This is a genomic window from Pseudomonas ekonensis, from assembly GCF_019145435.1.
In the GTDB taxonomy this organism is placed as follows: Bacteria; Pseudomonadota; Gammaproteobacteria; order Pseudomonadales; family Pseudomonadaceae; genus Aquipseudomonas; species Aquipseudomonas ekonensis.
This window is the reverse complement of the sequence record NZ_JAHSTS010000002.1, coordinates 835,536-848,477: the sequence shown is the minus strand read 5'-3', so window position 1 is coordinate 848,477 and position 12,942 is coordinate 835,536. Positions and strand designations below refer to the sequence as shown.

Sequence of the window (12,942 nt, the reverse complement as noted above, 5' to 3'; positions counted from 1 at the left end):
TTTTTAGACCTGTAGGAGCACCCCATTAATGAGCTTCGGCGCCGATGAAGAGATCCTTCAGGATTTCCTGGTTGAGGCCGGCGAGATTCTTGAGCAACTGTCCGAACAACTGGTCGAGCTGGAAAGCCGTCCGGACGACGCAGACTTGCTCAACGCAATTTTTCGCGGTTTCCACACTGTAAAAGGGGGCGCCGGCTTCCTTCAGCTCAACGAGCTGGTGGAGTGCTGTCACATCGCCGAGAACGTGTTCGACATCCTGCGCAAGGGTGAGCGTCGCGTTGATGCGGAACTGATGGACGTGGTGCTTGAGGCGCTGGACTCGGTGAACAGCATGTTCGGCGAAGTCCGCGACCGCAGCCCGATCACCGCCGCCACCCCGGAACTGCTGGCGGCCCTGGCCCGCCTGGCCGAGCCGCAGTCGGCCGATGAGGCCGCGCCTGCCGCTGCGGAAGTGGTTGAGGAGCCGGTTGCCGAAAGCGCCTCGGGCGACATCACCGACAACGAATTCGAACAACTGCTGGACTCGCTGAGCGCCGTCAAGGCCGAAGCCGAGGCCCCGGCGGCTGCCGCCGCACCTGCGCCTGCGGGCGACGAAGCGGCCAGCGACGAAATCACCGACGCCGAGTTCGAGTCGCTGCTCGATCAGTTGCACGGCAAAGGCCAGTTCGCACCTGAGGCGGTCACCCCGGCGGCACCCGCTGCGGCGGCCCCGGCGGCGGGCGACAGCTCGGACATCACCGACGACGAATTCGAAGCCTTGCTCGACCAGTTGCACGGCAAAGGCAACTTCGCCGTCGAAGCGCTGGAATCGGCGATCGCGTCGGCTCCGGCCCCGGCTGCTGCCGCACCGGCCGCCGCTGTCGCCGGCAGCGACCTGATCAGCGACCACGAATTCGAGTCGCTGCTCGACGAGCTGCACGGCAAAGGCAAGTTCACCGACGTCAACACCGGTGCGCCGGTGACGGCGGGCAGCACTGCTGCGGTTGCCGCGCCGGCTGCCAAGGCCCCGGCCGCTGCTGCGGCGCCGAAACCGGCCGCCAAGGCGCCTGAGGCCAAGGCCGAAACGCCGAAGCCGGCTGCTGCGGCCGCGCCAGCGGCAGCGCGTGCCCCGGCCGCGCCACCGCCGGAAAAACCGACCAGCGAAGCCGAGACCACCGTGCGGGTCGACACCGCGCGCCTCGACGAGATCATGAACATGGTCGGCGAGCTGGTGCTGGTGCGTAACCGTCTGGTGCGCCTGGGCCTCAACAGCGGCGACGAAGCCATGTCCAAGGCCGTGTCGAACCTCGACGTGGTCACCGCGGACCTGCAGACCGCCGTGATGAAGACCCGGATGCAGCCGATCAAGAAAGTGTTCGGCCGCTTCCCGCGCCTGGTCCGCGACCTGGCGCGCCAGCTCAAGAAAGAGATCAACCTGGAACTGGTCGGCGAAGAGACCGACCTGGACAAGAACCTCGTCGAGGCGCTGGCCGACCCGCTGGTGCACTTGGTGCGCAACGCGGTCGACCACGGCATCGAGTCGCCGGAAGAGCGCGAAGAGTCGGGCAAGCCCCGCGGCGGCAAGGTGATCCTGGCGGCCGAGCAGGAAGGCGACCACATCCTGCTGTCGATCTCCGACGACGGCAAGGGCATGGACCCGAACGTCCTGCGTTCCATCGCCGTGAAGCGCGGCGTGATGGACAAGGATGCGGCGGACCGCCTGAGCGACACCGAGTGCTACAACCTGATCTTCGCTCCGGGCTTCTCGACCAAGACCGAGATCTCCGACGTGTCCGGCCGCGGCGTGGGCATGGACGTGGTGAAGACCAAGATTTCCCAGCTCAACGGTTCGATCAACATTTACTCGACCAAGGGCCAGGGCTCGAAGATCGTCATCAAGGTGCCGCTGACCCTGGCGATCATGCCGACCCTGATGGTGATGCTCGGCAACCAGGCGTTCGCGTTCCCGCTGGTGAACGTCAACGAAATTTTCCACCTCGACCTGTCGACCACCAACGTGGTGGACGGCCAGGAAGTGGTGATCGTGCGGGACAAGGCGCTGCCGCTGTTCTACCTCAAGCGCTGGCTGGTCAGCTCCGCCGCTCACGAAGAGCCGCGCGAAGGCCATGTGGTGATCCTTTCGGTGGGCACCCAGCGGATCGGCTTCGTCGTCGATCAACTGGTCGGCCAGGAAGAAGTGGTCATCAAGCCGTTGGGCAAGATGCTTCAAGGGACTCCGGGCATGTCCGGCGCCACCATCACCGGTGACGGCCGCATCGCGCTGATTCTCGATGTTCCGAGCATGCTCAAGCGTTACGCCGCACGGCGTATTTGAATCCGGGGCAGCGGGGCGCCAGCGCCTCGCTGCACCTAATGGAGTGTTTATGGCAGTCAAAGTCCTGGTGGTGGACGATTCGGGTTTTTTCCGCCGCCGCGTCTCGGAAATTCTTTCGGCGGATCCGACCATCCAGGTCGTCGGTACGGCGACCAACGGTAAAGAGGCGATCGAGCAGGCTCAGGCCCTCAAGCCCGATGTGATCACCATGGACTACGAGATGCCGATGATGGACGGCATCACGGCCGTGCGGCACATCATGCAGCGCTGCCCGACCCCGGTGCTGATGTTCTCCTCGCTGACCCATGAAGGCGCCCGGGTGACCCTGGATGCGCTGGATGCCGGCGCGGTGGATTTCCTGCCGAAGAATTTCGAAGACATCTCCCGCAATCCGGAGAAGGTCAAGCAACTGCTGTGCGAGAAGGTGCACAGCATCTCGCGCAGCAACCGTCGTTTCAGCGCCTACAGCGCACCGGCGCCGGCCGCTGCGCCGACGCCTGCGCCTGCTCCGGCGGCGTCCGGCTTCAGCAGCCACAGCACCAGCGCACCGGCCCGCCCGGCGCCTGCTCCTGCGCCTGCACGCGCACCGGCGGCCAGCGCTTCGTCGCCGGCCCCCAAGCGCAAGGCCTACAAACTGGTCGCCATCGGTACCTCCACCGGCGGCCCGGTGGCCCTGCAGCGGGTGCTCACCCAACTGCCGGCCAACTTCCCGGCGCCGATCGTGCTGATCCAGCACATGCCGGCGGCGTTCACCAAGGCCTTCGCCGAGCGTCTGGACAAGCTGTGCCGCATCAGCGTCAAGGAAGCCGAGGACGGCGACATCCTGCGTCCCGGCCTGGCGCTGCTGGCCCCCGGCGGCAAGCAGATGATGATCGACGGCCGCGGCGCGGTGAAGATCCTGCCGGGCGACGAACGCCTGAACTACAAGCCGTGCGTGGACATCACCTTCGGTTCCGCCGCCAAGTCCTATAGCGACAAAGTTCTGGCGGTCGTGCTGACCGGCATGGGCGCCGACGGCCGTGAAGGCGCGCGGCTGCTCAAGCAGGGCGGCAGCACCGTCTGGGCCCAGGACGAGGCCAGCTGCGTGATCTACGGCATGCCGATGGCCATCGTCAAGGCTGACCTGGCCGACGCGGTGTACGGCCTGGACGACATCGGCAAGCACATCGTCGAGGCGTGTATCTGATGGATGTTCTAAGCCTTATCGGGATCATCATGGCGTTTGTCGCCATCATCGGCGGCAACTTCCTTGAGGGCGGCCACCTCGGCGCGCTGGCCAACGGGCCGGCGGCGCTGATCGTGCTGGGCGGCACCATCGGCGCCGCGCTGCTGCAGTCGCCGATGAGCGCCTTCAAGCGCGCCATGCAGATCCTGGCGTGGATCTTCTTCCCGCCGCGGGTCGACCTGGCCGGCGGCATCGACCGCGTCGTCAACTGGAGCCTCACCGCACGCAAGGAAGGCCTGCTCGGGCTGGAAGGCGTGGCCGACGCCGAACCCGACGCCTATTCGCGCAAGGGCCTGCAACTGCTGGTCGACGGCGCCGAGCCGGAAGCGATCCGCAGCATCCTCGAGGTGGACTTCTTCACCCAGGAAGCCCGCGACGTCGAGGCGGCCAAGGTGTTCGAAAGCATGGGCGGCTACGCGCCGACCATCGGCATCATCGGTGCGGTGATGGGCCTGATCCACGTGATGGGCAACCTGGCCGATCCGTCGCAGCTGGGCAACGGCATCGCCGTGGCGTTCGTCGCCACCATCTACGGTGTGGCGAGCGCCAACCTGGTGCTGCTGCCGATCGCCGCCAAGCTGAAGTCAATCGCGTTGCGGCAGTCGCGTTATCGCGAAATGTTGTTGGAAGGGATCCTGTCGATCGCCGAAGGTGAAAACCCTCGCTCTATCGAGCTGAAGCTTCAGGGCTTCATGGATTGATGGGGGTAATGGACTATGGCTCGTCGCCGGCAGCATGAAGAACACGTCAACCACGAACGCTGGCTGGTGTCCTACGCGGACTTCATCACCTTGCTGTTCGCGTTCTTCGTGGTCATGTACTCGATCTCGTCGATCAACGAAGGCAAGTACAAGATCATTTCCGAGGCGCTGATCGGGGTCTTCACCGACGCCGACCGCGCGCTCAAGCCCATTCCCATCGGTGATGAGCGCCCCAAGACCGTGACCCCGGCCAAGCCGTTGGTCAAGGACTCGGAGCAGGTCGACGCCGGCATCGCCGGCGCCAGCGACCCGCTCAAAAGCATCGCCGACGACATCAGCGCCGCGTTCGGCGACCTGATCGCCTCCAACCAGATGACCGTGCGCGGCAACGAGCTGTGGGTCGAGATCGAACTCAACTCCAGCCTGCTGTTCGGCAGCGGCGACGCGATGCCGAGCGATGTGGCGTTCAACATCATCGACAAGGTCGCGGCGATCCTCAAGCCGTTCGACAATCCGATTCACGTCGAAGGCTTCACCGATGACCAGCCGATCCGCACCGCGCAGTACCCGACCAACTGGGAACTGTCTTCGGCGCGTTCGGCCAGCATCGTGCGCATGCTCGCAATGCAGGGCGTGAACCCGGGGCGCATGGCGTCGGTGGGCTACGGCGAATTCCAGCCGGTGGCCAACAACGCCACCGCCGAAGGCCGGGCGAAGAACCGCCGCGTGGTGCTGGTGGTGTCGCGCAACCTGGATGTGCGCCGCAGCCTGACCGGCACCGGCACCGCCCATGCGACGCCGGACGCGGCACTGAAGCGGGCTGGCACACAAACTGCACCGAACCCGGCCAAGACGTCGGGACGCGAGAGTGCCGTCAATTCTCCGTCACCCGCATTAATACGCTGAGCTATGTCTCGGCCGGGCATCCCGGCCGGGTGGAACGATCCGAATGAGAGTCTGGGCAGTCGCCAATCAAAAGGGTGGTGTCGGTAAAACCACTTCCTCCATCGCTTTAGCCGGGTTGCTGGCCGAGGCGGGCAAGCGCGTGGTCGTGGTCGATCTCGACCCCCACGGCTCGATGACCAGCTATTTCGGTTACGACCCCGACAGCCTGGAGCACAGCAACTACGACCTGTTCCTGCACAAGGGCAGCGTGCCGGAAGGCCTGCCGGGCCAGTTGCTGCTGTCCACCAGCGACGAGCGCATTTCCCTGTTGCCGTCCAGCACCGCGCTGGCCACCCTGGAGCGCCAGTCGCCGGGGCAGAGCGGCCTGGGCCTGGTGATCGCCAAGAGTCTGGCGCAGCTGTGGCAGGACTTCGACTACGCCATCATCGACAGCCCGCCGCTGCTCGGCGTGCTGATGGTCAACGCCCTGGCCGCCAGTCAGCAACTGGTGATCCCGGTGCAGACCGAACACCTGGCGGTCAAAGGCCTGGAGCGCATGGTCAACACCCTGGCGATGGTCAACCGCTCGCGCAAGCAGGCGCTGCCGTTCAGCATCGTGCCGACCCTGTTCGACCGCCGCACCCAGGCGTCGATGGGCACCTTGCGCATCCTGCGCGACAAATTCCCCGAAGAGATCTGGCAGGGCTACATCCCGGTCGACACCCGCCTGCGCGACGCCAGCCGCGCCGGCGTCACGCCTTCGCAGTTCGACGGCAAGAGCCGCGGCGTGCTGGCCTACCGCGCACTGCTCAAGCACCTGCTGGCGCAGCAGTCCGTTGCGCAGGTGGCGTGACATGACCCTGACCCGTCCGCCTCTTTTCGATTCGCACCTCACCTGTGGGAGCGGGCTTGCCCGCGCAGCAGGCGACGCGGTGCTCCTGTCGGGCGATGTCCGCCGATGAACCGCCCGATCAAGCTCACCACACGCCCGCAGCAGGCGCTGCAGTCCTATCTGGACGGCCTGCTGCAGGACGTTCCCGAGGTGCTTGAGGCGCCGGCCGAAACGGTGCCGCCTGCGCCGGAAAACGCCGCCCTCGATGAATTCCAGGCCGCCGTGCTCGAAGAGCAAGCGCGCGATGCCGAGAAGGCCGCCAGCGTTTCGGCGCCGGTCGCCGCCCCGAAAGCCGCCGCGGTGAGCAAGCCGCCGGTCGCGCTGCTGGAGGAGCCGGAGCCGCGCGCGCCGCTCTCGACCCTCGCGCCGCTCTTGCAGACGCGCCTCTTGCAGCCGGCGACCCTGCCGGCAGAGCCCGAGCCCGAGCCGGCACCTGCGCCGGCACCGGTCGCGACGCCTGCCGAGCCGACGCTCGTCGCGCCGTTGGTCGAAGTGCACCTGCCGCCGAGCAACACACCGCCGCCAGCCGACACCGACGGCCGTCCGGCCTGGGCGTCCGAAGCCTTCGAGTGCCTGCTGTTCGACGTCGCGGGCCTGACCCTGGCGGTGCCGCTGGTGTGCCTGGGTTCGATCTACTCGCTGGCCGGCCACGACCTGACGCCGCTGTTCGGTCAGCCGGAATGGTTCCTCGGCATCCTGCCAAGCCAGTCCGGCAACCTGAAGGTGCTGGACACCGCGCGCTGGGTCATGCCCGACCGTTACCGCGACGATTTCCGTCAGGGGCTGCAGTACGTGATTTCGGTCCAGGGCTACGAATGGGGCCTGGCGGTGCATCAGGTCAGCCGTTCGCTGCGACTGGATCCGAACGAAATCAAATGGAGGACTCACCGGGGTCAGCGGCCATGGCTCGCCGGCACGGTGATTGAACACATGTGCGCCTTGCTCGATGTCGCCGCACTGGCGCAACTGATCGCCAGCGGCGGGGCGAAGCACATGTCCGGCAGTACGCCGAACCGCAAACCGACATAACAGACACGCGCCGGCACCCGGGTGCCGGCGCACGGAACACACACCGCCAACCGCGGTTTTTCGAGGGGCTAGGGTATGAACGACAAGGCGACTGCGGCAAAGGGTTCTGAAGATCCGATCCTGCAATGGGTGACCTTCAAGCTGGACAACGAGACCTACGGCATCAACGTGATGCGCGTCCAGGAAGTCCTGCGCTACACCGAGATCGCTCCGGTGCCGGGCGCGCCGAGCTACGTGCTGGGCATCATCAACCTGCGCGGCAACGTGGTGACCGTGATCGACACCCGTCAGCGCTTCGGCCTGATGAGCGGCGAAGTCAGCGACAACACCCGTATCGTCATCATCGAAGCCGACAAGCAAGTCGTCGGCATCCTGGTCGACAGCGTGGCTGAAGTGGTTTACCTGCGCCAGTCGGAGATCGAGACCGCGCCGAACGTCGGCAACGAAGAGTCGGCCAAGTTCATCCAGGGCGTGTGCAACAAGAACAACGAGTTGCTCATCCTGGTCGAGCTGGACAAGATGATGACCGAAGAAGAATGGTCGGAACTGGAGAACATCTGATTGATTCTCGAGGTGGCGGTCATTGTCCTGTTCCTGTTCTGGGCGGGCACGCTGGCGATGTTTCTGGCGTACATCAAGGCGCAGCGGCTGATCGCTGCGCAGCAGGCCCAGGGCGATGCGCTGCGTGACCAGCGCATCAAGGAGCTGGCCAAGCGTGTCGACGACTACCAGAACGGCAACGTGCGCATGGGCGAAGACCTGCACGAGCTGCGCGCGGTGGTCAGCCCTTTGCCGGACAAGATCACTCAGTTGGAGCAGCGCGACCCGTCCAGCCTGTCGTTCGCCCAGGCGGCGAAACTGGTCGGCATGGGCGCCAGCGTCGACGAACTCACCCAGTCCTGCGGCCTGACCCAGGCCGAGGCCGAGTTGATGAGCAAGCTGCACAGAAGCAGCTGAGGGATTCGAGCTTCAAGCGGCAAGCGGCAAGCAGAATCAAAAAAACCGCAGTTTGTGACTGCGGTTTTTTTTGCCTTCAGTAATCGTCGCCGCGTTCGGTGATGTCCTTCTCGATCGTTGGCGCCTGCGGGTCGAAGCCCTGCGGAAACTTCCCCTTCAGATTCCACGCAAACGCAATGATCTCGGCGATCGTCAGGTACAGCTCCTGCGGGATGCTGTCGCCCAGTTCCAGCCGCGCCAACAGCCGCACCAGTTCCGGGTTCTCGTAGATCGGCACCTCGTAGTCGCGGGCGATGCGCAGGATTTCTTCGGCCAGCTCGTCATCGCCCTTGGCGGTGAGGGTAGGGGCGTGGCTGCCGTCGTACTGCAGGGCGATGGCCTGGCGTGGAGCGGTGGAATCGTTCATGCGGTTTCGTCGACCCAGCGGTGTTCGAGGCGGGTTTGGGTGCCTTGCGGCGGGGTGCCGAGGTGGCAGTCGAGGTCGCCGACGTTGAGCCCGGCGTCCAGCAGGCGCTGGCGCAGCGCGTGCAGATGGCTTTCGATGAGTTCGGCGGTGTAGGGCCGTTTGGCCCACAGATGGCTCGACAGGCTGCCGCCGGTCAGTTGCGCCTGCACCTGCAGCGGGCCCAGCGGTTCCAGGTCGAAGGCCAGGTCGACGCGCCACAACGGCTGCTTGCGTTCGCGTTCGTTGTCCCGGCGTTCGTCCGGTGGTTCTTTTTCGGGCGCTTCTTCGCGCTGGAACTTGACCTGCAACGGCACGATGTCCTGCAGGTTGCGCATCGGGATTTCCAGTTGCCAGGTGCTCAGCAGCCGGCCGTCGTCGGTGAGGCCGGTCTGTTCCAGGCTCGACAGCTGATGGCTTTGCAGGCGGGAGACGGCGGCGGCGGCCAGGCGCAACAGTTGCTCCAGATCGCCTTCGCCCTCCAGGCTTTGCAGCAACCGCTCCGGCAGCGGGAAGCCGCCCGGCACGGGTTTGGCGCTGACCTGGCCGAGGGTGCCCAGCGCGTTGCGCACGAAATTCGGCAGCGCCTGCGCCAGGGTGTTGGCGGCGATGATCGCGTTGAAGCTGGTGCTGCTCGGCAGGCCCGGCGTGAGCTGGGCGATCAGCTTGAGCAGATCGCCTTTGAGGTCCGGCGCCAGCGTCGGGTTCTGCCCGGTGAGCAGTTTGGCTTCGAGGAACGCGCCGCTGTTGGCCAGTGCCTGGGCGAGGCCCCTGGGGGTGCTCAGTTGCTGGGCGTCGGGCAGGCCGGCGAGCAGTTTGTCGACGGCGGCCCGCAGGTCGGCCGAGGTCTGGTCCGTGGCCGGCGGCAGGTTCTGCAGCAGCTTGAGCAAGCCGTCGAGGGAGCCTTGGCGGCTTTGCTGGCTGGCCAGTTGCTGGCTCACCGCCAATTGTTCCTGGCGGCTGCTCAGGGGCAGGAATTTCAGGGTTTGCGTGTCTTGCACCAGCGCCGACAGCAGGGTGCCGATGCGCAACGGCTGCGGGCTGTCGAGGGTCAGGGTGCTGCCGCGCAGCGCCGTGTTCAGCAGCGTGACCAGCGAACGGTACACCGTCGGTTGCCCCGGCGCCTGCGGCAAGGCCTGGGCGGTCAGCACCTTGCCTTGCAGCAGCGTGCCGACCGGCAATTGCGCGGTGTCGATGCGGGTGAGGGCGGCGACGCTGCTGGCGATGGCTTGCTGCACCGTGATGGCCAGGTTGCCTGCCGACGGCTGCACGACCGCCAGGCTCGTGCCTTGGGGAAACGGCTGGGCGCTGGTGGCCTGCACCGTGGTCTGGCGGCCGCTGTCGAGCGTCACCTTGAGCAGCAGCTCGAAGCTCTGGTCCGCCTGCTTGAGCGACAGCACCTCGGCCCGTGCGCTCTGGCCGGCGGCGATCAGCCCGTCCACCGGCGTCAGCAGCTTGAGCAGCTCGCCGCTGATCACCTGGGGGCGGGCCGTCGCCGGAGGCGTTTGCGGCATCGGGAGAATGTTCATTTCGCCTGTCATACGCGGACACAACCTGAGGAAAATGCGCTCTTTGGAGTAAGGCACGGCATGTATAATGCCGCCCGTCTTTCGCTTCGTTCAAAAAACATTGCAATTGTTTGACGCAGCTCTCTAGATCAGGCCGTCATTGCATCTATGCTGCAACTCTTTAACGGCCGCCCCAGAGCCGACTTGAACCGTATAAGGCCCGTGAACCCTTGACCAGTCCTGTCCTGCAAACCGTTGCCCTCGCGTGCGAGCGAGACCTGCGGCTTCTGTTCGAAAATCTCGATTTGAGACTGGCCAGTGGCGATATGGTGCAGATCAGCGGTCCCAACGGCAGCGGCAAGACCAGCCTGTTGCGCCTGCTCGCCGGCCTGATGCAGCCGACCGGCGGTCAGGTGCTGCTCAATGGCCGCCCGCTGGCCGAGCAACGCAGCGAACTGGCGCGCAACCTGCTGTGGATCGGCCACGCCGCCGGCATCAAGGACCTGCTCACGCCGGAGGAGAACCTGGCCTGGCTCTGCGCCCTGCACCGGCCCGCCCCCAAGGAGGCGATCTGGCAGGCCCTGGCGGCGGTCGGATTGCGCGGTTTCGAAGACGTTCCCTGCCATAACCTCTCCGCCGGCCAGCAGCGCCGCGTGGCCCTGGCGCGCCTGTACCTGGACAGCCCGCCGCTGTGGATCCTCGACGAACCCTTCACCGCCCTCGACAAGTCGGGCGTGGCGCAGCTCGAAGCGCACCTGGCCGAGCACTGCGGGCGCGGCGGCCTGGTGGTGCTGACCACCCACCACACGCTGGGCCGGACGCCGGCCGGCTACCGCGACATCGATCTGGGGAATTGGGCGGCATGAGTGTGTTCGGACTGCTGGTCGCCCGCGAATCCCGCCTGTTGTTCCGCCGCCCGGCGGAGCTGGCCAATCCGCTGATTTTCTTCGCCATCGTCATTGCGCTGTTCCCGCTGGCCGTCGGCCCGGAAACACAAGTGTTGCAAAACTTGTCCCCGGGGTTAGTCTGGGTGGCGGCGCTGTTGTCGGTCCTGCTCTCGCTGGACGGGCTTTTCCGCAGCGATTTCGAGGACGGATCCCTGGAACAGTGGGTCCTTTCGCCGCACCCCCTGCCTCTTCTGGTACTGGCCAAGGTGCTGGCACACTGGCTGTTCTCGGGGCTGGCACTGGTTTTGCTCTCTCCCTTGCTGGCATTGATGCTCGGCCTGCCGACCGCCTGTCTGCCGGTGCTGCTGTTTTCGCTGCTGCTGGGAACGCCGGTGCTGAGCCTGCTCGGTGCGGTGGGCGCGGCGCTGACGGTGGGGTTGAAGCGGGGCGGGCTGCTGCTGGCGCTGCTGATCCTGCCGCTGTACATCCCGGTGCTGATCCTGGGCAGCGGCGCCTTGCAGGCGGCGCTGCAGGGCATGCCGGCGACCGGTTATCTCCTGTGGCTCGGCAGCCTGGCCGCCCTGGCGATCACCCTGACACCCTTTGCAATAGCGGCTGGCCTGAAGATCAGCGTCGGCGAATAATGATGAGGTCTGATCAAAATTTGATCAGCAAAGACCCAGGCCCTTCACCGCGAAGGGCACCCGTGATGGAAACAGTATGAACTGGACCTGGTTTCACAAGCTCGGCTCGCCCAAGTGGTTTTACGGCATCAGCAGCAGAATGCTGCCGTGGCTCGGCATTTCGGCGGTGTTGCTGATCGCCGTCGGCGTCGTCTGGGGGCTGGCGTTCGCGCCGCCGGACTATCAGCAAGGCAACAGCTTCCGCATCATCTATATCCACGTGCCCACCGCGATGCTCGCTCAGTCCATCTACGTGATGCTGGCGGTGTGCGGGGTGGTCGGGCTGGTCTGGAAGATGAAGCTGGCCGACGTCGCCCTGCAATGCGCCGCGCCCGTCGGCGCGTGGATGACCGCCGTGGCGCTGGTCACCGGAGCGATCTGGGGCAAGCCGACCTGGGGTTCGTGGTGGGTCTGGGACGCGCGCCTGACCTCCATGCTGATCCTGCTGTTCCTGTATTTCGGCGTGATCGCCCTGGGCAACGCCATCAGCAACCGCGACAGCGCCGCCAAGGCCTGCGCCGTGCTGGCCATCGTCGGCGTGATCAACATCCCGATCATCAAGTACTCGGTGGAGTGGTGGAACACCCTGCACCAGGGCGCGACCTTCACCCTCACCGAAAAACCGGCGATGCCGGCCGAGATGTGGCTGCCGTTGCTGCTGACGGCGCTGGGCTTCTATTGCTTCTTCGGCGCGGTGCTGCTGATGCGCATGCGCCTTGAGGTGCTCAAGCGCGAAGCCCGCGCCAGTTGGGTCAAAGAAGAAGTGCAGCACAGCCTGGAGGCCGCCCGATGAGTTTCGCGTCATTCGGCGATTTCCTCGCCATGGGCCATCACGGCCTGTATGTCTGGTCGGCCTACGGCATCTGCCTGGCGGTGCTGGCCCTCAACGTCGCGGCGCCGATCCTGGCCCGCAAGCGGTATCTGCAACAGGAGGCGCGTCGTCTGCGCCGGGAGAACGGCAAGTGAATCCGCTGCGCAAGAAACGTCTGATCATCATCCTGGCCATCCTGGTCGGGGTCGGCGCCGCCGTCGGCCTGGCCCTGAGCGCCCTGCAGCAGAACATCAACCTGTTCTACACCCCGACCCAGATCGCCAACGGCGAAGCGCCGCACGACACGCGCATCCGCGCCGGCGGCATGGTCGAGCAGGGCTCGCTGCAACGCTCACCGGATTCCCTGGACGTCCGCTTCGTCGTCACCGACTTCAACAAGTCCGTGACCATCACCTACCGCGGCATCCTGCCGGACCTGTTCCGCGAAGGGCAGGGCATCGTCGCCCTCGGCAAGCTCAACGCCGACGGCGTGGTGGTGGCCGATGAGGTGCTGGCCAAGCACGACGAGAAATACATGCCGCCGGAAGTGACCAAGGCCCTGAAAGACAGCGGCCAGTCGGCGCCGGCACCGGCGAAGGAGGGCTGAA

Annotated in this window: 15 protein-coding genes; 13 read left to right on the top strand and 2 right to left on the bottom strand. The window is 65.8% G+C overall.

What is annotated here, in order from left to right; all coding sequences use genetic code 11:
- Positions 1 to 28 precede the first annotated feature (28 nt).
- The 8 genes from KVG96_RS16855 (at position 29) to KVG96_RS16820 (ending at position 8,003) form a co-directional block, all read left to right on the top strand.
- Positions 29 to 2,314 carry a chemotaxis protein CheA gene (locus KVG96_RS16855; RefSeq protein ID WP_217893122.1) on the top strand — a complete coding sequence of 762 codons (2,286 nt, stop codon included), beginning with the start codon at positions 29 to 31 and terminating at the stop codon, positions 2,312 to 2,314.
- Between the two features lie 49 nt (positions 2,315 to 2,363).
- A complete protein-coding gene (locus tag KVG96_RS16850) occupies positions 2,364 to 3,500 on the top strand; it encodes a protein-glutamate methylesterase/protein-glutamine glutaminase (RefSeq protein WP_217893121.1) in 1,137 nt (378 codons plus the stop codon).
- Complete coding sequence (locus KVG96_RS16845; RefSeq protein ID WP_085577789.1) at positions 3,500 to 4,240, top strand: flagellar motor protein; 741 nt, start codon at positions 3,500 to 3,502, stop codon at positions 4,238 to 4,240. The genes KVG96_RS16850 and KVG96_RS16845 overlap by 1 nt, the downstream gene beginning before the upstream one ends.
- A 15-nt stretch (positions 4,241 to 4,255) precedes the next feature.
- The gene (gene motD / locus KVG96_RS16840) at positions 4,256 to 5,146 is read left to right on the top strand and encodes a flagellar motor protein MotD (protein ID WP_217893120.1); all 891 of its coding nucleotides are present in this window, start codon (positions 4,256 to 4,258) and stop codon (positions 5,144 to 5,146) included.
- Between the two features lie 43 nt (positions 5,147 to 5,189).
- Positions 5,190 to 5,978: a ParA family protein gene (locus tag KVG96_RS16835; RefSeq protein WP_217893119.1), complete on the top strand. Its 789-nt coding sequence runs from the start codon at positions 5,190 to 5,192 to the stop codon at positions 5,976 to 5,978.
- A gap of 105 nt (positions 5,979 to 6,083) precedes the next feature.
- Positions 6,084 to 7,046: a CheW domain-containing protein gene (locus KVG96_RS16830; RefSeq protein ID WP_217893118.1), complete on the top strand. Its 963-nt coding sequence runs from the start codon at positions 6,084 to 6,086 to the stop codon at positions 7,044 to 7,046.
- 75 nt (positions 7,047 to 7,121) lie between these two features.
- A complete protein-coding gene (locus KVG96_RS16825; protein WP_217893117.1) occupies positions 7,122 to 7,607 on the top strand; it encodes a chemotaxis protein CheW in 486 nt (161 codons plus the stop codon).
- The gene (locus KVG96_RS16820) at positions 7,608 to 8,003 is read left to right on the top strand and encodes a DUF2802 domain-containing protein (RefSeq protein ID WP_217893116.1); all 396 of its coding nucleotides are present in this window, start codon (positions 7,608 to 7,610) and stop codon (positions 8,001 to 8,003) included.
- Between the two features lie 76 nt (positions 8,004 to 8,079).
- Here KVG96_RS16820 and KVG96_RS16815 read toward each other — a convergent pair whose 3' ends face one another.
- Both KVG96_RS16815 and fliK read right to left on the bottom strand, forming a co-directional pair.
- Positions 8,080 to 8,409 carry an EscU/YscU/HrcU family type III secretion system export apparatus switch protein gene (locus KVG96_RS16815; RefSeq protein WP_217893115.1) on the bottom strand — a complete coding sequence of 110 codons (330 nt, stop codon included), beginning with the start codon at positions 8,407 to 8,409 and terminating at the stop codon, positions 8,080 to 8,082.
- Positions 8,406 to 9,986, bottom strand: a complete 1,581-nt coding sequence (gene fliK, locus KVG96_RS16810; RefSeq protein WP_217893114.1) for a flagellar hook-length control protein FliK — start codon at positions 9,984 to 9,986, stop codon at positions 8,406 to 8,408. The genes KVG96_RS16815 and fliK overlap by 4 nt, the downstream gene beginning before the upstream one ends.
- A 197-nt stretch (positions 9,987 to 10,183) precedes the next feature.
- Here fliK and ccmA point away from each other — a divergent pair, with 197 nt between their 5' ends.
- The 5 genes from ccmA to ccmE all read left to right on the top strand — a co-directional run bounded on the left by ccmA (position 10,184) and on the right by ccmE (position 12,941).
- The gene (gene ccmA, locus KVG96_RS16805; protein ID WP_085577781.1) at positions 10,184 to 10,819 is read left to right on the top strand and encodes a cytochrome c biogenesis heme-transporting ATPase CcmA; all 636 of its coding nucleotides are present in this window, start codon (positions 10,184 to 10,186) and stop codon (positions 10,817 to 10,819) included.
- Positions 10,816 to 11,484 (top strand): heme exporter protein CcmB, encoded by a 669-nt coding sequence (ccmB, locus tag KVG96_RS16800; RefSeq protein WP_085577887.1) that lies wholly within the window; start codon positions 10,816 to 10,818, stop codon positions 11,482 to 11,484. The genes ccmA and ccmB overlap by 4 nt, the downstream gene beginning before the upstream one ends.
- A 76-nt stretch (positions 11,485 to 11,560) precedes the next feature.
- Positions 11,561 to 12,316 (top strand): heme ABC transporter permease, encoded by a 756-nt coding sequence (locus tag KVG96_RS16795; protein ID WP_217893113.1) that lies wholly within the window; start codon positions 11,561 to 11,563, stop codon positions 12,314 to 12,316.
- Entirely contained in the window at positions 12,313 to 12,489 is a 177-nt protein-coding gene (ccmD, locus tag KVG96_RS16790; protein ID WP_008055370.1) for a heme exporter protein CcmD, read from the top strand. The genes KVG96_RS16795 and ccmD overlap by 4 nt, the downstream gene beginning before the upstream one ends.
- The gene (ccmE, locus tag KVG96_RS16785; RefSeq protein WP_217893112.1) at positions 12,486 to 12,941 is read left to right on the top strand and encodes a cytochrome c maturation protein CcmE; all 456 of its coding nucleotides are present in this window, start codon (positions 12,486 to 12,488) and stop codon (positions 12,939 to 12,941) included. Before ccmD ends, ccmE begins: the two co-directional genes overlap by 4 nt.
- Position 12,942 lies beyond the last annotated feature (1 nt).

Bases quoted from the DNA above. Each gene is read 5' to 3' on its own strand.
- KVG96_RS16845 (WP_085577789.1), top strand. From the start codon at position 3,500: ATGGATGTTCTAAGCCTTATCGGGATCATCATGGCGTTTGTCGCCATC.
- KVG96_RS16815 (WP_217893115.1), bottom strand. From the start codon at position 8,409: ATGAACGATTCCACCGCTCCACGCCAGGCCATCGCCCTGCAGTACGAC.
- KVG96_RS16825 (WP_217893117.1), top strand. From the start codon at position 7,122: ATGAACGACAAGGCGACTGCGGCAAAGGGTTCTGAAGATCCGATCCTG.
- KVG96_RS16855 (WP_217893122.1), top strand. From the start codon at position 29: ATGAGCTTCGGCGCCGATGAAGAGATCCTTCAGGATTTCCTGGTTGAG.
- ccmB (WP_085577887.1), top strand. From the start codon at position 10,816: ATGAGTGTGTTCGGACTGCTGGTCGCCCGCGAATCCCGCCTGTTGTTC.
- KVG96_RS16850 (WP_217893121.1), top strand. From the start codon at position 2,364: ATGGCAGTCAAAGTCCTGGTGGTGGACGATTCGGGTTTTTTCCGCCGC.
- ccmD (WP_008055370.1), top strand. From the start codon at position 12,313: ATGAGTTTCGCGTCATTCGGCGATTTCCTCGCCATGGGCCATCACGGC.
- KVG96_RS16795 (WP_217893113.1), top strand. From the start codon at position 11,561: ATGAACTGGACCTGGTTTCACAAGCTCGGCTCGCCCAAGTGGTTTTAC.
- KVG96_RS16830 (WP_217893118.1), top strand. From the start codon at position 6,084: ATGAACCGCCCGATCAAGCTCACCACACGCCCGCAGCAGGCGCTGCAG.
- KVG96_RS16835 (WP_217893119.1), top strand. From the start codon at position 5,190: ATGAGAGTCTGGGCAGTCGCCAATCAAAAGGGTGGTGTCGGTAAAACC.
- fliK (WP_217893114.1), bottom strand. From the start codon at position 9,986: ATGACAGGCGAAATGAACATTCTCCCGATGCCGCAAACGCCTCCGGCG.
- motD (WP_217893120.1), top strand. From the start codon at position 4,256: ATGGCTCGTCGCCGGCAGCATGAAGAACACGTCAACCACGAACGCTGG.